We start from the raw sequence: 17117 nt of genomic DNA on the forward strand, positions 1-17117 counted from the left end.
GAGAATCGAGCCATGAGCAACCCCCAGCAGCTGCGCTACAGCAAGGAGCACGAGTGGCTGTCGGGCGCCGAGGACGGCGCCTCGACGGTCGGCATCACCGAGCACGCGGCCAACGCGCTCGGCGACGTCGTCTTCGTGCAGCTCCCTGAGGTCGGCTCCACGGTCGCGGCGGGCGAGACCTGCGGCGAGCTGGAGTCGACGAAGTCGGTCAGCGACCTCTACTCGCCCGTCGACGGTGAGATCACCGAGATCAACGAGGATGTCGTCAATGACCCCTCGCTGGTGAACTCCGCCCCGTTCGAGGGTGGTTGGCTGTTCAAGGTGAAGATCAGCGGCGAGCCGGGCGAACTGCTCTCGGCCGACGAGTACGCCGCCTTCATCCAGAGCTGAGCCCCGGCTCTCCCCCGCTTCCGGCCTCGCCCGGACGGGGGACCTCCGACCCGCCACCGCCCGCGGGGAAGCTCCTCCGGATTCCGTCCCGGGGGATCCCCTCGCGCCCCTGACTCCCCAGGAAGACTCATGTCGCTTCTCAACAGCTCCCTCCATGAGCTCGACCCCGACGTCGCCGCCGCCGTCGACGCCGAGCTCCACCGCCAGCAGTCCACCCTCGAAATGATCGCGTCGGAGAACTTCGCCCCCGTCGCCGTCATGGAGGCCCAGGGCTCCGTCCTCACCAACAAGTACGCCGAGGGCTACCCCGGCCGCCGCTACTACGGCGGCTGCGAGCACGTCGACGTCGTCGAGCAGATCGCCATCGACCGCATCAAGGCCCTCTTCGGCGCCGAGGCCGCCAACGTCCAGCCGCACTCGGGCGCGCAGGCCAACGCCGCGGCCATGTTCGCGCTGATCAAGCCGGGCGACACCATCCTGGGTCTCAACCTCGCCCACGGCGGGCACCTGACCCACGGCATGAAGATCAACTTCAGCGGCAAGCTCTACAACGTGGTGCCCTACCACGTCGACGAGAAGACCAACCTCGTCGACATGGAGGAGGTCGAGCGCCTCGCCAAGGAGCACCGCCCCAAGCTGATCGTGGCCGGCTGGTCCGCCTACCCGCGCCAGCTCGACTTCGCCGCCTTCCGCCGCATCGCGGACGAGGTCGGCGCCTACCTCATGGTCGACATGGCGCACTTCGCCGGTCTGGTGGCGGCGGGTCTGCACCCCTCCCCCGTGCCGCACGCCCACGTGGTCACCACCACCACGCACAAGACCCTCGGCGGCCCCCGCGGCGGCGTGATCCTCTCCACCCAGGAGCTCGCCAAGAAGATCAACTCGGCGGTCTTCCCGGGCCAGCAGGGCGGCCCGCTGGAGCACGTCATCGCGGCCAAGGCGGTCTCCTTCAAGGTCGCCGCCTCCGAGGACTTCAAGGAGCGCCAGCAGCGCACCCTGGACGGCGCCCGCATCCTGGCCGAGCGCCTCGTGCAGGACGACGTCAGGCAGCACGGCGTCTCGGTCCTGTCCGGCGGCACCGACGTCCACCTCGTCCTGGTCGACCTGCGCGACTCCGAGCTGGACGGCCAGCAGGCCGAGGACCGCCTCCACGAGGTCGGCATCACCGTCAACCGCAACGCCATCCCGAACGACCCCCGCCCGCCGATGGTCACCTCCGGCCTGCGCATCGGCACCCCGGCCCTGGCCACCCGCGGCTTCCAGGCCGAGGACTTCCGCGAGGTCGCCGACATCATCGCCGAGGCCCTCAAGCCCAGCTACGACACCGACGCCCTCAAGGCCCGGGTCACCGCGCTCGCGGACAAGTTCCCGCTCTACCCGTCGCTGTGACGCGTCTCATGCAGTGAGATCCCGGACCGTCCGCGCAGGGCGGTCCGGGAGTGAACGGGCCGTGAGCCCGGGGCCGTTGGCCCCGGGCTCGTGGTCTGCGGGGACCGGTGCGCGCCGGTGCTCCGGCAGCGCAGTGCCATTCCCGTCAATTGGCCGAAATAAGGTGTCGGCGGCACACGTCAACGGCCCTTCGGCAGCGAGGGGCATGCGGCACCAGCAGGACGGACGACACTTTCCATGGACATGAGCGCCGGCGGGCGCAAGGGGCTCAGCCTCTTCGCCCTCATCATGATCGGCATAGGTTCGATCTTCGGCTCCGGATGGCTCTTCGGGGCCGGCGCAGCAGCCCAGGTGGCAGGCCCCGCGGCGCTGGTCGCCTGGGTGATCGGTGTCGTCTTCATCGGCATGATCGCGATGTCGTACGCGGAGGTCGGCTCGGCCTATCCGATCCCCGGCGGGATGGCCCGCTACGGGCATCTCTCGCACGGCCCGGTCCTCGGCTTCCTCACCGGCTGGGCGGTGTGGATCGCGACCGCCTCGCTGATCCCGATCGAGTCGATCGCGGCCACCCAGTACATGACGTCCTGGAGCTTCGACTGGGCGAAGGGCCTGGTCGATCCGGCCACCCACCAGCTGACCCTCTCCGGCACGGCGGTGGCGCTGGTCCTGACCCTCGCGCTCTGGCTGACCTGCTTCTGGTCGGTCCAGCTGCTGGCCCGCGCCAACACCGTGCTGACCCTGGTCAAGTTCGCCATCCCGGTGCTGGCGGTGCTCGCCCTGATCGGGTCCGGCTTCCACACCTCGAACTTCACCGCCCACGGCGGCTTCGCCCCGTACGGCTGGCCGGCCGTGCTCACCGCCGTCACCACCTGCGGTGTGGTCTTCGCCTTCAACGGCTTCCAGGCCGTGGTCAACCTCGGCGGCGCCGCCAAGAACCCGGGCCGGGCCATCCCGCTCGCCCTGGTCGGCGCGCTCTCGCTGGGCCTGGTGATCTATCTGGCGCTGCAGGTCGCGTACCTCGGCTCGGTGCCGCCGGAGCTGCTGGAGCGGTCCGGCGGCTGGCAGGGCGTGAACCTCAACTCGCCGTTCGCCGACCTGGCGGGGCTGCTGATGCTGCACTGGGTGGTCACCATGCTGCAGTTCGGCGCGTTCATCTCGCCGGCCGGGTCCAACATCGCCAATGTCGCCTCGGCCGCGTACATGGTCACCAACCTCGCCGAGACCGGGTTCTTCCCCCGGAAGCTGGCGGCCGTGCACCCCCGCTACGGCACCGCGCGCCCCGCGATGTGGCTCAACCTCGGCTTCTCCGTCCTGCTGCTGCTCACCGTCGGCCGCAGCTGGCAGGCGCTGGCCGGTGTGGTGTCGGCGGCCATGGTCATCTCGTATCTGATCGGCCCGGTCGCGGTCGGGGTGCTGCGGCGGACCCGCCCTGACCTGCCCCGTCCCTTCCGGCTGCCGGCCGCCGGGGTGCTGTGCCCGGTCACCTTCGCCTTCGCCGCCTGCGCGCTGTACTGGTCGAAGTGGCCGGAGACCGGCAAGATCACCGTGCTGACGCTGGTGGCCGTTCCGGTCGCGGCGCTGGTGCTGTGGCGCCGGGGCGAGCTCGCACAGGGCGGTGCGGCGTCCGGCAGGGGCGGGCGCGGGGCGAGCCTGCTGCGGCAATTCGCTCCGGCCTGGTGGATGGTCCTCTTCCTGGTGTGGACGGCCACGGTGTCCGCGCTGGGCGGCCGGGAGTTCGGCGGCCGGGGCCTCCTCCCGGGCGAGCTGGGCACCGCTGTGATCGCGGTCACCGCCCCGCTCTTCTACTTCTGGGCGGTGCGCTCCGGGGTCAGGGCCCACGCACGGGGCCTGACCGGCACCCTCTCCCCCGCCGAAACCACCCCGGCACCCACTGTTACCGCCGACGACGGACGCCCGATGGTTTCCGTCTGAGGGCACCGCGCCGGGTCCGCGTTACGCTCGAAAACCGGCGCAAAATCTCCCCTCACCCCCAGCTCCACCGTCCACCACGAGCAGACAAGGGAGTCCGCCCCCGTGGCCATCTCCGTCTTCGACCTCTTCTCCATCGGCATCGGCCCCTCCAGCTCCCACACGGTCGGCCCGATGCGCGCCGCCCGGATGTTCGTCGGACGCCTCAAGAAGGACGGCCTGCTCTCCGGGACGGTCCGCGTCCGCGCCGAACTCTTCGGCTCGCTCGGTGCCACCGGCCACGGCCACGGCACCCCCAAGGCCGTGCTCCTCGGTCTGGAGGGCCACTCCCCCCGTACCGTCGACGTCGAATCCGCCGACGGCGAGGTCGAGCGCATCCGCTCCACCAAGCGGCTGCGGCTGCTGGGCGCCGAAATAGGCAGCGCCCACGAGATCGACTTCGATGAAGCCGGCGAGCTGATCCTGCACCGCCGCCGCGCGCTGCCGTACCACGCCAACGGCATGACGCTCTTCGCCTACGACGCGGCGGGCACCCCCCTGCTGGAGAAGACGTACTACTCGGTGGGCGGCGGCTTCGTCGTCGACGAGGACGCCGTCGCCGGCGAGAACCCGATCGTGCCCGACGACACCGTCCTGACCCACCCCTTCCGTACCGGCGACGAGCTGCTGCGGCTGGCCCAGGACACCGGCCTGTCCATCTCCGCCCTCATGCTGGAGAACGAGAAGGCCTGGCGCACCGAGGACGAGATCCGCACCGGGCTGCTGGAGATCTGGCAGGTCATGCAGGCGTGTGTGAGCCGCGGTACGAGCCGCGAGGGCATCCTGCCCGGCGGTCTGAAGGTCCGGCGGCGGGCCGCCCACTCCGCCCGCCAGCTGCGCTCCGAAGGGGACGCGGCCGCCCGCGCCATGGAGTGGACCACCCTCTACGCGATGGCCGTGAACGAGGAGAACGCGGCCGGCGGGCGGGTGGTGACCGCCCCCACCAACGGTGCGGCCGGCATCATCCCCGCCGTCCTGCACTACTACATCAACTTCGTGCCCGGCGCCGACGAGGACGGGGTCGTCCGCTTCCTGCTCGCGGCCGGTGCCATCGGCATGCTCTTCAAGGAGAACGCCTCCATCTCCGGCGCCGAGGTCGGCTGCCAGGGCGAGGTCGGCTCGGCCTGCTCCATGGCCGCCGGCGGCCTCGCCGAGGTCCTCGGCGGCTCCCCCGAGCAGGTGGAGAACGCCGCGGAGATCGGCATGGAGCACAACCTGGGCCTGACCTGCGACCCCGTCGGCGGTCTCGTCCAGATCCCCTGCATCGAGCGCAACGGCATGGCCGCCGTCAAGGCCGTCACCGCCGCCCGTATGGCGCTGCGCGGCGACGGCCGCCACCACGTCTCCCTCGACAAGGTCATCAAGACCATGAAGGACACCGGCGCCGACATGAGCGTCAAGTACAAGGAGACGGCGCGCGGCGGGCTCGCGGTCAACATCATCGAGTGCTGAGGAGCTGACGGGTCCGGGCGCGGTCGTCGACGACCCGCCGGCCCGGCAGTCGGGGTCGGGGCGCCGTGTGGTCACGGCGCCCCGACGCGTACCCGGGGGCTATCTGCCGATCTCCCAGGCGAAGGGCGGCAGTTCACGGGCCCGGGAGTAGACGTCCAGGGCCTGGGGCGCGGGGACGAAGGGGTGCACACGGGCGCCTTCGAGGCCGGCCAGCAGGCGGGCGCAGTGGTGGACACAGCCGGCGGACTCCCGGCCGTGGCGGTCGACGATGGTGGCCGCGTCCCGCGGTCCCTCGCAGGGCGTGGGGTCCTTGGCGGCGGCGGCCGGGCAGCGGCCGTGGGGCGCGGCAGGCACGGCGGTCGTGTCGGCGGCCCGCCGCGGCGGCGGGGTGTCGAGTGGCTGGTTCATCGGTGCGTTCCCCCTGATGGTGCGGTGGTACGTGCCGTGAGGTGCGGTGGTACGTGCCGTGAGGTGCGGTGGTACGTGCCGTGAGGTGCGGTGGTACGTGCCGTGAGGTGCGGTGGTACGTGCCGTGATCGTGCGGTGGTACGTGCCGTGAGCGGCGCCGTGGCGGGATCGCTTCGCCGTCCCGGCGCCCAGGACAGTGCTGCTCGGCGCGGGACGCGTCCATGCCGCCTTGGGGAAGACCTGGACCGATCGTCAGCTATTCATGGGAATGTGCGCCGCGGGGGCGCGTACGGGCCCGGTCAGGAGCGGCCCGGGCGGCCGAGGGCGAACGGCTCCAGGAGCAGCGCGAGGGCGAGCAGTCCGGCCGCCAGGAACCAGCCGCCGAGGACATCGCCGGGCCAGTGGACGCCCAGGTAGATGCGGGTGAGGCCGACTCCGGCGGCCCAGAGGGCGAGCACCGCGCACCAGGTGCGGGCCAGGGCGGGGCGGGCGCGCCGGGCGATGCCCCAGGCGAGGATTCCGGCCGCCAGCACCGAGGTGGTGGCGTGGCCGGAGGGGAACGCGTATCCGGAGGCGGACCCGGTCCAGTCCCCGGCCGGCGGGCGGGGGCGGGCGAGCAGCTCCATCAGGCCGTAGCGGATCGCCTGGCCGGCGGCGAGGACGGCGACGGCGCAGCACACCGCCCGCAGCCGGCCGCGCGCCCGCTCACCGGCCAGCAGCCCGGCGAGGACCGCCATCAGATACGGCACCGGACCGCTGCCGGTGGCGGTCAGGGCCCCGGCCATGGAGCGTGACGGCTCCCCCTGGTGCGCGCCGGACCAGCGGACGGCGGCCTGTTCAGCGGCGAGCGGGGTGCCGTTGCGGAGCGACACGGTCAGGGCCGTGGCGGCGAAGAGCGCCGCGCAGACCGCGGCGAAGGTGAGCAGCGCGGCGGTGCCGGGGCGGGGGCGCGTCCCATGGCCCTGGGCCGGCTCCGGCTGTGGCCCGTTCGCCGCCGGTCCCGGTTCCGGCCCGGCCGCCGTCACCGCGCGGCCGCCAGGGGGCGGGTGGCGGGGAGCCGGCCGGCGGCGGGGGCGGCACGGCGGGCGAGTGGGGTGGACAGCCGGGCGGCCGGGGCGAGGCCGCCGTCGGTCCGGTGGGTGAGGGGCAGGGATCCGGCACCGCGCCCGTCCACGGCCTGGAAAGCGCCCGTCACCTGCGCAGATGCGGCGGCTGCTGCCATGTCGGCGGGCCCTCCCATAATGGGTTGCGGGCCTGCCGTGAGGCCGGCCCGACCGACTACAGTCACGTAGACGGTCTACGGCACTGTAGGCGACGAACAGGTGGAGGGCGTGCCATGTCGGAGACATCACCCGTGCAGCGGCGCCCGTCCGGTGAGCTGGAAGCGAGCGTGCTCGCGGCGCTCTGGGCGGCCGAGGGTCCGCTGAGCCCGGCCGAGGTGCAGAGCACGCTGGGCAGGCGGCTCGCGCGCACCACCGTCACCACGATCCTCACCCGGCTGCACCACAAGGGGGCGGTGTCCCGCTCCCGGGCCGGCCGCGGGTTCGTGTACTCGCCCATACAGGACTCCGCGGGGCTGACCGCCCGGCGGATGCGCAGTGAGCTCGACAAGCAGGACGACCGCGGCACCGCGCTCGCCCGCTTCGTCTCCCAACTGACCAGCGAGGACGCGCAGTTGCTGCGGAGCCTCCTGGAGGGGGCGGGGGATCGCGCCCCCTAGGAACCGAGCCCGGTCTCCGCATGTGCCCCGCCGGAACCCGTGCTGCTCCCCGTCCCCGTCCCCGCCCCCGTTCCGGTGCCGACCGTGAAGCCCAGGGTGGCGCCCCCTCCCGGGCGGTGGGTGGCGAAGGCGTGGCCGCCGTGGGCGGTGGCGATCTCGCGGACGATGGCGAGGCCGAGGCCGGAGCCGGGCAGGCCGCGGGCGGCCGCGGCGCGGTAGAAGCGGTCGAAGACCCGGGTGAGATCGGCGTCCGCGATGCCGGGGCCGCGGTCGAGGACCTCGACCCGGGCGCCGGTGACCACGACCTCGATCGGCTCCGTGCCGCCCGCGTCGAACTTGGCGGCGTTCTCCAGGAGATTGGTGAGCGCACGGTGCAGCGCGGCGGGGCGGCCCTCGACCACCGCCGGGCGCACGGTCCGTACGGTGATCTCGCGGCCGGTGCGGCGGCGGGCCGAGGCGGCCGCCTTCTCCGCGGACTCGGCCAGGCCCACCTCGGCGAGCGGGTCGTCATCGCGCTGTCCGGCGGCCAGATCGACCAGCTCATTGACCAGATCGCTGAGTTCACGGGCCTCGCCCGCCAGATCGGCCAGCAGCTCCTCACGGGCGTCCGACGGCAGTTCGTCGAACCGCTTCAGCAGCGAGATATTCGTACGGAGCGAGGTCAGCGGGGTGCGCAGCTCGTGGCCGGCGTCCTGGACGAGGCGCTGCTGGTCCTGGACGGCGCTGGCCAGCCGGCCGAGCATGTCGTCGAAGGCCCGCCCGAGCCGGGCGACCTCGTCGCGCCCGGCCACCGGGACCGGGACGTCCAGCCGCCCGTGCTCCGCCACGCTCTCGGCGACCGCGGTCAGCCGCACCAGCCGGCCGGTGATCCGGCGCGCCAGCCACCAGCCGCCCGCCCCGGCCAGCGCGATCACCGCGGCGGCCAGCAGGGCGGTGCGCTGCTGGAGCGCGGAGAGCAGATCCTCGGTCTCGCTGAACTTCTGGGCGACCTGGACCGCCCCGCGGCCGCCGCCGAGCGCGACGGTCGCGACGTGGTACTCCTCGTCGCCCATGTCCGCCTCCCGCTCCGCGTGCTCGCCGGCCCGTTCGTCGTCGGCGATCCGGCGCTCCGCGGGACCTGCCGGGAGCACCGGGCGCCCCCGCTCCACGATCCGGCCGCCGGGCCCCAGGATCTGCACCTCGGTGCGGCTGGGCCGGGTGAGGTCGTCGCGCGGCCCGTCGTGGTCGGGGTCGGCGGTCGCGTAGTCGGCGGGCCCGAACGGCTTCTCCTGGACCTGGATCCGCAGATCCCGTACGACCTGCGAGAACACCGACTTCTCATCGACCCGCACCAGCCGGGCCGCCGCGTCGTAGCTGAGGAACCCGACGAGGACGGTCACCGCGGCGGCCCCGGCGGCGAACGCCACCGCGAAGGCGGTGCGCAGACTGGCGGGCCTGCGGGTGCGCAGCCAGGCCGCCGACCCGCCGCGCCGCCAGGACCGCAGCCAGGCCCGGAGCCGGAGCCGCAACCGCCGGCACCCGGCGCGGGGCCCGGTCCCGGCGCGGTCGCGGGGGCCGGGCATCTCAGTCCTCCCGCAGCACGTAGCCGACGCCACGCACCGTGTGGATCAGCGGACGGCTGCCCGGGACATCGACCTTGCGCCGCAGATAGCCCACGTACACCGCGAGGTTCTTCGATCCCGGCCCGAAGTCGTACCCCCAGATCCGGTCGTAGATCGTCGAATGGTCCAGCACGATCCCGGCGTTGCGAGCCAGCAGCTCCAGCAGCTCGAACTCGGTCCGGGTCAGCTCCAGCTCCCGCTCGCCGCGCCAGGCACGGCGCGAGGGGCCGTCGATCCGCAGATCCGCGGCCTCGACGACACCGCTGTCCGCCACCCGGGCCTCATACGCCCCGCCCGCTTCCGCGCCCCCGCCCGCCTCGCCGGGCTCATCGGCACCGTCGGGACCGGTCCCCGGCCCTCCGCCGTCCTCCGCCCCGGCCGAGCCGGCCGTCGTCCGGCGCAGCAGCGCCCGCAGCCGGGCGAAGACCTCCTCGACCTCGAACGGCTTGACCACGTAGTCGTCCGCCCCGGCGTCCAGACCGGCGATCCGGTCCGCGGTCTCGACCCGGGCGGTCAGCATCAGGATCGGGGTGCGGTCCTGCTCGGCCCGCAGCACCTGGCACACCTGCAGGCCGTCGATCCCCGGCATCATCACGTCCAGCAGGATCACATCCGGCCGCTCGCGGTGCGCGGCGGCCAGCGCCTGGATGCCGTCGGCGACGGCGGTGACCTGGTACCCCTCCAGGGTCAGGGCACGCTCCAGCGCGGTGCGGATGGGGCGGTCGTCCTCGGCGAGCAGTACGGAGTGGGTCACCCGGCAAGTCTGCCAAGGGTCCGGCGGTGCGGTGACGGGCGGCCGGTGGGACGGCGGCTTTCTTACCCGGCTCTCACCGCCGGTTCTTACCGGGCTCTCACCCGGGCCACGCCCTCGGCTTACCCCGTGGCGACACGGTGGCCCGGTGCCGGACGGGCCGAGTCATCCCGACCGGCCGCGCAGGTACCGGCCGGTCGGAATGACTCGGCACATCTCGGGGAAGACACCACACCGCATGAAGATCACCCTCCTGCTGCACAACGCCTATGCCATCGGCGGCACGGTCCGCACCACCCTCAACCTCGCCGCCGCGCTCGCCGACCGGCACGACGTCGAGATCGTCTCGATGCTGCGGCACCGCGAGGTCCCGCGGTTCACCGTGGACCCCCGGGTGCGGCTGGTGCCGCTGGTGGACACCAGGGTCGGCAGCGAGGACATGGCCGATCCGCTGTTCGGTGAGCCCGCGCAGGACTTCCCGCTCGCCGAGAAGCGGCACCACCAGTACAGCCGGCTGGTCGACGTCCGCGCTGCGGAGTTGCTGCGCGCCACCGACGCGGACGTGCTGATCGGCACCCGGCCCGGCATCAATGTCTACCTGGCCCGGTTCGCCCCCCGCCGGGCCCTGCGGATCGCCCAGGAGCACCTCCGGCACGACGCACACAGCAAACGGCTCCGCACCGAACTCGCCCGCCATTACGGGACGCTGGACGCCGTGGTCACCACCACCGAGGCGGACGCCGCCGTCTACCGCGCCCGGATGCCGCTGCCCGGCGTACGGGTCCTGGCGGTGCCCAACATCGTGCCCGCGCCGGCCGGGCCGCCGTCCGAGGGCACCTCGAAGGTGATCGCGGCGGCCGGCCGGCTGGTCCGCGGCAAGCGCTTCGACCTGCTGATCGAGGCGTTCTCCGCGGTCGCCGCCAAGCACCCCGAGTGGCAGCTGCGGATACACGGCGGCGGCACCGAGCGGGCGCGGCTCCAGGGGCTGATCGACGGACTCGGGCTGAGCGGGCAGGCGGAACTGACCGGGCCGCGCTCGCCGATAGAGGCGGAGTTCGCCAAGGCGTCGATCGTCGCCTCGGCCTCGGACGCCGAGTCGTTCGGCATGACCATCGTCGAGGCGATGCGCTGCGGAGTGCCCGTCGTCAGCACCGACTGCCCGCTGGGCCCGGCCGAGATCATCCACGACGGTACGGACGGGCTGCTGGTGCCGCCCGGCGACGGCCGGGCGCTGGCCGGTGCCCTGCTCACCCTCATCGAGGATCCCGGGCGCCGCCGCACGATGGCCGAGCGCGCGCGGGAGAGCTCGCACCGCTACGACCCGGAGCCGATAGCCGAGCGCTATCAGGTCCTCTTCGGGGAGTTGCGGTCGACGCGCGGACGGCGGACCCGGCAGCGCATCGCGGCGCGTGTCCGCGCCCGCGCACGACGGCTGCTGCGGCGCGCCCTGCGGCGCTGAGACGCGCCCCCGGGCGGCGGGGCCGGTCCTGTCGGCGGGACCGGCCCCGCCTCAACTTGACCGCGGCACAAGGAACTTCCCGTCCCGAATCTGGCGTCCCCGGTAGCGAACATGCTGAACTGCTGGAACGAAACTGAATCGCACGGAACGCAGAAACGCTGGATCACAGCACCGGATCACAGCGCCGGATCACCGAAACGCCGCATCACGGAACACCCGGGACGCGCGGCAACGCAGTTGACGCTTCGAGCAGTTGACGCTTCGCATCCGCAGGTCCGACCGGCAGGAGGCCACTCATGCTGCACGGTGTCGATGTCAGCTCCTACAACACCTCGTATTCCACCGCGGGGCTGGACTTCGTTTTCGTCAAGGCCACCGAAGGCCGCTCCTACATCAACCCGCATCAGTCCGCGCAGGCGTCAAAGGCCCGTAAAGCGGGCTGCGTGGTCGGTTTCTACCACTTTCTGTGGCCGGGGAATATCGCCGCCCAGGCGAAATACTTCGTCGAGAAGTGCGCCTCGGTGCAGGGCGACCTGCTGGCCTGCGACTGGGAGCGCACCGGCGAGGGGACCTATGCGAGCAATGCGCAGAAGGACCAGTTCCTGGTCGAGGTGAAGAAGCTGCGCCCCACGCACCGGGTGATGCTCTACTGCAACCGCGATTTCTGGCTCAACCACGACACCACGTCCTACGCCGCCGACGGCCTGTGGATCGCCGACTACGTCTCCGCCGGGCATCCGCGGATCAAGGCGAAGTGGCGCATCCATCAGTACACCGACCGGCCGCTGGACAAGGACGTCGCGGACTTCTCCAGCAAGGCCGCCCTCAAGAAGTGGGCGCACCCGGCATAAGGTTCCTCCTGGCACGCGTGTTCGTGTCGCCAGGTACCGCTCGTACGCGGCAGAGGAACGCTGCGTACGCGGCTCAGGAACAGCGCGTCACCGCCCCCGCGCGACGCAGCACGAGAACAAGAGGAGCAGCCGTGACCGACCCGGCGTCCAAGGCCCTGCAGCAGGAGATCGCCCGGGATCTCCAGGTGACCGCGTCCTTCGACGCCGAGCAGGAGATCGAGCGCCGGGTGAGCTTCCTCACGGAGCGGCTGACCTCCACGGGCCTGCGCTCGCTGGTCCTCGGGATCAGCGGCGGCGTCGACTCCACGACCACGGGCCGGCTCTGCCAGCTCGCCGTGGAGCGGGCCCGCGCCGCCGGGCACGAGGCGACGTTCTACGCGATGCGGCTGCCGTACGGCGTCCAGGCGGACGAGAAGGACGCCCAGCGCGCGCTGGAGTTCATTCGCGCCGACCGGGAGCTGACCGTCGACATCCGCCCGGCGAGCGACGCGGCGCTGCAGGCCGCACTGGACGGCGGGCTCACCTTCCGCGACGCCCACCACCAGGACTTCGTCCAGGGCAACATCAAGGCCCGGCAGCGCATGATCGCGCAGTACGCGGTCGCGGGGGCCCACAACGGGCTGGTCGTGGGCACCGACCACGCGGCCGAGGCGGTCTCCGGCTTCTTCACCAAGTTCGGGGACGGCGCGGCCGATGTCGTGCCGCTCACCGGGCTGACCAAGCGCCGGGTACGCGCCGTGTCGGCGGCGCTGGGCGCCCCGGCAGAACTGGTCCAAAAGGTTCCGACTGCCGACCTGGAGACGCTGGACCCGGGCAAGCCGGACGAGGACGCGCTCGGCGTGAGCTACGACCAGATCGACGACTTCCTGGAGGGCAAGCCCGTCGACGAGGCGGCCGCCCAGGCCATCGTCCGCCGCTACCGCCTCACCGAGCACAAGCGGGCACTGCCGATCGCTCCCTGAGCGGGACCGGACCGGGTTCGGGGTTCGCGCCCCCGCCTCCTTCCTGGAGCTCTCCGCCGCCCCGTTCGGGAGAGCTCCGCCGCCTCCTCCCTGGCCTTCCTGGAGCTCTCCCCCGCCCCCCTTCCTGGCCTTCCTGGGGCTCTCCCCCGCCCCGTTCCTGGCCTTCCTGGGGCTCTCCCCCGCCCCGTTCCTGGCCTTCCTGGGGCTCTCCCCCGCCCGGTTCCGGAGCTCTCCCCCGCCCCCTCCCCCTCTCCCCCTTCGGGGGAGGGGGCGGGGGGTGGGTTCGGGGGTGGGGGGGAGCGGCATGCCCGACAGCGGCACCCCGGCAGCAGCGCCCCTGTGCCGGCGGCACCCCGCCGACAGCGCCCCCGCCGGCGGCACCCCGGCGCCCAGCGCCCCCACCCCGTCGCGCCACCCCACGCACCGCCACTCCACGCACCGCCGCCCCACCCCGTCATGTCATGACCCGGCTAGGGGACCGTCACCATCTCGGTGCTAAATCGTGGGTGTGAGCGGGCATGCATCCGGCCATGGGAAGCCGCGAAATGCGATCGGAAGATCAACTGTCAGTGGGGCCGCCTACGCTCCGAGACATGGGTTACGCAAACCTGCGCGAACTCCAGACCGCGCTGACCACCGCCTCCGACCTTGCCTCCGCCCTGCAGTCCGCGCCCACCCGGCGCGATGCGGACCAACTCGTCGACGTCCTCCGCCAAGCACTGACCGCTGCCGGCTCGCTGGGCGCGGAGACCGGCCCGACCGGCTGCGCCCTGCATCCGCACGGTGCGGTCGACCCGTTGTACGGCGACCCGGAAGATCCCCTTCCGCCGGGCTACGGGAAGTGCCTGCTCTGCAACGACCGCCGGCGCCGGGCGGACGCCCACCCTCCGCACACCCGCCCGTATGCCCGTCCGCATCCGCGCTGGCGGCGACGGCTGAGTGCCTAGGGGGGCGAGCCCCCGGGTGCCCGGGGCGGGCCCCGGCGGGCCGGGCAGGACTACCATCCGCGCATGCGACCTGCCAGATACAGCGATGAGGATCTAGAGCAGCACTCCCTGCGGCGACGGGTGCCCGACGACGGGCAGCGGTCCGGGTTCGAGCATGACGTCGACCGGATCCTGTACTCGACGCAGTGGCGGGCGCTGGCCGGCAAGAGCCAGGTGGTGGCGAGCGCCGAGCTGGGCGCGTACCACACCCGGCTGACGCACTCGATGAAGGTGGCTCAGCTCGGCCGGCGGATGGCGGAGCGGCTGGAGCGGCAGTACGGCGGGCCGAATCCGGCGCTCGTCGAGGCCGCGTGCATGGCTCATGACATCGGCCATCCGCCCTTCGGGCACGCGGGTGAGCTGGCACTGCGCGCCACGATGGACGAACTGCACTTCGCCGACGGCGTGCTGGACAGCTTCGAGGGCAATGCGCAGACCCTGCGGGTGCTGACCTTCCTCGCCGCCCACAAATACCCGGGCCATCGCGGGCTGCATCTGACCCGCGCCTGTCTGGACGCCTCCACGAAGTACCCCTGGGAGCGGGCGCCCGTCGACCAGGACCCGGCGCGGCATGTGAAATGGGGCGTGTACGTCGCCGACCGGGAGGCGTTCTCCTGGGTGCGGGCCGGCCGTACGGACTCCGCCGTTCCGGTCGAGGAGCAGGTCATGGACTGGGCGGACGATGTCACCTACGCCTGCCATGACGTCGAGGACTTCTATCGCACGGGCCTCATCCCGCTGGCCGCGCTGTTCCCGCCGGACGGTGCCGCGGGCAGCGACACCGAGCGGGAGACCTGCCGTTTCCTGGACTATGTGCAGGCCAAGCGGGCGCGGTCGGGCGAGGCCTTCGACCGGGCGGCCGCGCTGGTGATGATGGAGGACATCGGCAAGCGGCTGGCGGTACCCGCCCCGTACAGCGGCAGCCATGAGGACGCGGTGGCGGTCAACCGCCGCACCGCCGATCTGATCTCGTACTTCACCCGTGGCATCGAGCTGGAGGTGGGCGGCGCGGCGGCGATCCGCTACGGGGCGCAGCTGGTGATCCCGCCGGACCGGCGGGCCGCCTGCGATCTGCTCAAGGAGCTGGTGTGGTGCTATGTCATCGACCGCCCGGCGCTGGCCACCCAGCAGCACGGTAAGCGGCGGGTGGTGAGCGAGCTGCTGCGCTGGAGCCATGACGCACCCGAGCTGCTGCCGCCGGACCGCGCCGAGGAGCTGGCGCTGCACGGCGACCGGCTGCGGGCCGCCGCGGACCATGTCGCCTCACTGACCGAGGATCAGGCGCTGGCCCTCCACCGGCGGCTGTCCGGCACCGGCCTGGGCTCGGTCAACGACAACGTGTGGCTGTGAGGCCGGGGAACACCGCGGGACGGTGAGCCCGCGGAGGCCTTGGGACGGTGAGCCCGGAGAACGGGCAGGAGGCCGGGGAACGGGCGGGAGGCCGAGGCACCACGCGCCCCGTCCTCCCGGTCGTCCAGGAGCGCTCCGGTGCGCCCCTCGACGGCCCGTTCCCGCCCCGCGGCCATGGTCCCGCCCCGGCTATTCGGTGCCGTCCCGCTGCTTCTTCTCCGGCCGTAGCGCGAACCGGGCCAACACCCCGGCGACCACCAGCGCGGCCACCGCGATCAGCACGGCGTCCGGGACGCCGTTCCCGATCCGCGTCGCCCATTCCTCGGCCCGGAATTCGGCGTCCGCGTCGAGAATTCCGGGCAGCGCACTGGTCCCGTTGAAGCGCAGGAAGAGCACGCCGATACCGATGAAGAACACCCCGGACAGCAGCGAGGTGGTGTGCAACCGCAGCTTGCCGAGGGTGAATTCACGGCCCCGCAGCCAGCCCCGGGTGCCGAGCTTGCAGCGGTCCCACAGCAGCGCCAGCACGAACAGCGGCAGCGCCATGCCCAGCGCGTAGACGGCGAGCATCGAGGCGCCGTACGCCGGTGAGCCGCTGACCGCCGTCACCGTCAGCACCGCGCCGAGGATGGGGCCCGCGCAGAAGCCGGCCAGGCCGTAGACACAGCCGAGCAGAAAGGTGGAGACGGCCGACCGCGGGGTGATCCGCGCGGCGGCGGCCTGGGCCCGCCGGGAGGCGAAGCCCAGGCCGAGGATCTGGGCGAGACCCATGGCGATGACGACCCAGCCGCCGACGGCGATCAGCAGATCGCGGTGGCCGTTGAACAGCCTGCTGGCCGCCGTGCTTGCCGCGCCGAGCGGCACCAGTGTGGTGGCCAGTCCCAGATAGAACACACCGGTACGGGCCATCAGCCGCCCGGGCGTGGCCAGGGAGTACGCGAAGAAGGCCGGCAGCAGCAGGGCGCTGCACGGGCTGAGCAGCGCGAGCGCGCCGCCCAGGAACGCCGCGAGGTAGCCGATGTCGGTCACTTGGTCCCCTTGGCCGCCGGTCCGTGCCCGGCCCGCTCGGCGGCCTGCTCGACGGCCTGTGCGAAGACCTCGTAGGGCTGGGCCCCGGCCACCGGCCTGCCGTTGACCAGGAAGGACGGTGTGGACTGCACTCCGAGCTGGTAGCCCTCGTCCTGATCCTTCTTCAGCGCCCGCTCGGCGTCCGCGCTCTTCAGATCGGCACGGAACTTGTCGAGGTCGTCCACACCGCTGGTGCGGGCCAGGTCGACGAGCTTGTCCTCGGCGAGCGCCGCGCCCTTGCGGGTCTTGGAGTACAGCGCGTCGTGCAGCTGCCAGAACTTGCCCTGCTGCCCGGCGGCCCAGGAGGCGCGGGCGGCCCGCTCGGAGTCCGCGCCGAAGACGGTGAAGTTGCGGAATTCGATGCGCAGGGTGCCGTTGTCGACGAACTTCTTGATCAGGCCGGGCTGGGTCTCACGGGTGAAGCGGCCACAGAACGAGCACTGGTAGTCGGCGTATTCGACCAGGACCACCGGGGCGTCCTTCTTGCCGATGGCCAGCGGGTCGCCGTCCGCGCGCCGGCTGGTCCGCTTGGCGAGGTCGTCGAACATCTTCTGCTGTGCGGGGTCCTCCTGGGGACCGGCGGAGGCGGCGGCCTCGGGGGCGTCGGCGCGGCCGGTGTCACGGTCACCCTCGACGGAGGTGCCGATGGCGACACCGATGGCGATCACGGCGACGACGAGGGCGATGACCGCGCCGATGGCGGCCAGTTTGCGGGTGGGAGAGGCGGAAACGGGCATGCGGAAGCTCCAGACGTACGGAGGG

Annotated in this window: 17 protein-coding genes; 10 read left to right on the forward strand and 7 right to left on the reverse strand. The window is 72.6% G+C overall.

Annotated elements, in window-relative coordinates; genetic code table 11:
- Window positions 1-12 precede the first annotated feature (12 nt).
- The 4 genes from gcvH to STRNI_RS13765 all read left to right on the forward strand — a co-directional run bounded on the left by gcvH (window position 13) and on the right by STRNI_RS13765 (window position 5199).
- Window positions 13-390, forward strand: coding sequence for a glycine cleavage system protein GcvH (gene gcvH / locus STRNI_RS13750; RefSeq protein ID WP_018087286.1), 378 nt, complete (start codon window positions 13-15; stop codon window positions 388-390).
- A gap of 129 nt (window positions 391-519) precedes the next feature.
- Complete coding sequence (gene glyA, locus STRNI_RS13755; RefSeq protein WP_018087287.1) at window positions 520-1779, forward strand: serine hydroxymethyltransferase; 1260 nt, start codon at window positions 520-522, stop codon at window positions 1777-1779.
- A gap of 237 nt (window positions 1780-2016) precedes the next feature.
- Window positions 2017-3711 carry an APC family permease gene (locus STRNI_RS13760; protein ID WP_159486067.1) on the forward strand — a complete coding sequence of 565 codons (1695 nt, stop codon included), beginning with the start codon at window positions 2017-2019 and terminating at the stop codon, window positions 3709-3711.
- Window positions 3712-3813: 102 nt separating this feature from the next.
- Entirely contained in the window at window positions 3814-5199 is a 1386-nt protein-coding gene (locus tag STRNI_RS13765) for an L-serine ammonia-lyase (protein WP_018087289.1), read from the forward strand.
- A gap of 99 nt (window positions 5200-5298) precedes the next feature.
- Here the strand turns inward: STRNI_RS13765 and STRNI_RS13770 are convergent, their stop codons facing one another.
- The 3 genes from STRNI_RS13770 to STRNI_RS13780 form a co-directional block, all read right to left on the reverse strand.
- Window positions 5299-5607: a hypothetical protein gene (locus tag STRNI_RS13770; protein ID WP_159486071.1), complete on the reverse strand. Its 309-nt coding sequence runs from the start codon at window positions 5605-5607 to the stop codon at window positions 5299-5301.
- Window positions 5608-5906: 299 nt separating this feature from the next.
- Window positions 5907-6632, reverse strand: a complete 726-nt coding sequence (locus STRNI_RS13775; RefSeq protein ID WP_274738257.1) for a phosphatase PAP2 family protein — start codon at window positions 6630-6632, stop codon at window positions 5907-5909.
- Window positions 6629-6829 (reverse strand): hypothetical protein, encoded by a 201-nt coding sequence (locus STRNI_RS13780; protein ID WP_277411337.1) that lies wholly within the window; start codon window positions 6827-6829, stop codon window positions 6629-6631. Before STRNI_RS13780 ends, STRNI_RS13775 begins: the two co-directional genes overlap by 4 nt.
- Window positions 6830-6943: 114 nt before the next feature.
- Here STRNI_RS13780 and STRNI_RS13785 point away from each other — a divergent pair, with 114 nt between their 5' ends.
- Complete coding sequence (locus STRNI_RS13785) at window positions 6944-7327, forward strand: BlaI/MecI/CopY family transcriptional regulator (RefSeq protein ID WP_093647245.1); 384 nt, start codon at window positions 6944-6946, stop codon at window positions 7325-7327.
- Here the strand turns inward: STRNI_RS13785 and STRNI_RS13790 are convergent.
- Together STRNI_RS13790 and STRNI_RS13795 are read right to left on the reverse strand one after the other, a co-directional pair.
- The gene (locus tag STRNI_RS13790) at window positions 7324-8889 is read right to left on the reverse strand and encodes a sensor histidine kinase (RefSeq protein WP_277411338.1); all 1566 of its coding nucleotides are present in this window, start codon (window positions 8887-8889) and stop codon (window positions 7324-7326) included. The genes STRNI_RS13785 and STRNI_RS13790 overlap by 4 nt on opposite strands.
- A 1-nt stretch (window position 8890) precedes the next feature.
- Window positions 8891-9682: a response regulator transcription factor gene (locus STRNI_RS13795; RefSeq protein ID WP_018087295.1), complete on the reverse strand. Its 792-nt coding sequence runs from the start codon at window positions 9680-9682 to the stop codon at window positions 8891-8893.
- A gap of 235 nt (window positions 9683-9917) precedes the next feature.
- Here STRNI_RS13795 and STRNI_RS13800 point away from each other — a divergent pair, with 235 nt between their 5' ends.
- The 5 genes from STRNI_RS13800 to dgt all read left to right on the forward strand — a co-directional run bounded on the left by STRNI_RS13800 (window position 9918) and on the right by dgt (window position 15287).
- Complete coding sequence (locus tag STRNI_RS13800) at window positions 9918-11138, forward strand: glycosyltransferase family 4 protein (protein ID WP_018087296.1); 1221 nt, start codon at window positions 9918-9920, stop codon at window positions 11136-11138.
- Between the two features lie 296 nt (window positions 11139-11434).
- A complete protein-coding gene (locus STRNI_RS13805) occupies window positions 11435-11989 on the forward strand; it encodes a GH25 family lysozyme (protein ID WP_093647251.1) in 555 nt (184 codons plus the stop codon).
- 131 nt (window positions 11990-12120) lie between these two features.
- Window positions 12121-12951, forward strand: a complete 831-nt coding sequence (gene nadE, locus STRNI_RS13810; protein WP_018087298.1) for an ammonia-dependent NAD(+) synthetase — start codon at window positions 12121-12123, stop codon at window positions 12949-12951.
- A gap of 593 nt (window positions 12952-13544) precedes the next feature.
- A complete protein-coding gene (locus tag STRNI_RS13815) occupies window positions 13545-13898 on the forward strand; it encodes a hypothetical protein (protein WP_018087299.1) in 354 nt (117 codons plus the stop codon).
- Between the two features lie 63 nt (window positions 13899-13961).
- The gene (gene dgt, locus STRNI_RS13820) at window positions 13962-15287 is read left to right on the forward strand and encodes a dGTP triphosphohydrolase (protein ID WP_202444036.1); all 1326 of its coding nucleotides are present in this window, start codon (window positions 13962-13964) and stop codon (window positions 15285-15287) included.
- Window positions 15288-15476: 189 nt separating this feature from the next.
- On the opposite strand, the gene STRNI_RS13825 is transcribed toward dgt, so the two are convergent.
- Together STRNI_RS13825 and STRNI_RS13830 are read right to left on the reverse strand one after the other, a co-directional pair.
- On the reverse strand, window positions 15477-16316 hold the full coding sequence (locus STRNI_RS13825; RefSeq protein ID WP_018087301.1) for a cytochrome c biogenesis CcdA family protein: 840 nt from the start codon (window positions 16314-16316) through the stop codon (window positions 15477-15479).
- On the reverse strand, window positions 16313-17092 hold the full coding sequence (locus STRNI_RS13830) for a DsbA family protein (protein WP_093647254.1): 780 nt from the start codon (window positions 17090-17092) through the stop codon (window positions 16313-16315). The genes STRNI_RS13825 and STRNI_RS13830 overlap by 4 nt, the downstream gene beginning before the upstream one ends.
- Between the last annotated feature and the right edge of the window lie 25 nt (window positions 17093-17117).

Origin of the sequence: Streptomyces nigrescens (genome assembly GCF_027626975.1) — a bacterium.
Lineage (GTDB): Bacteria > Actinomycetota > Actinomycetes > Streptomycetales > Streptomycetaceae > Streptomyces > Streptomyces nigrescens.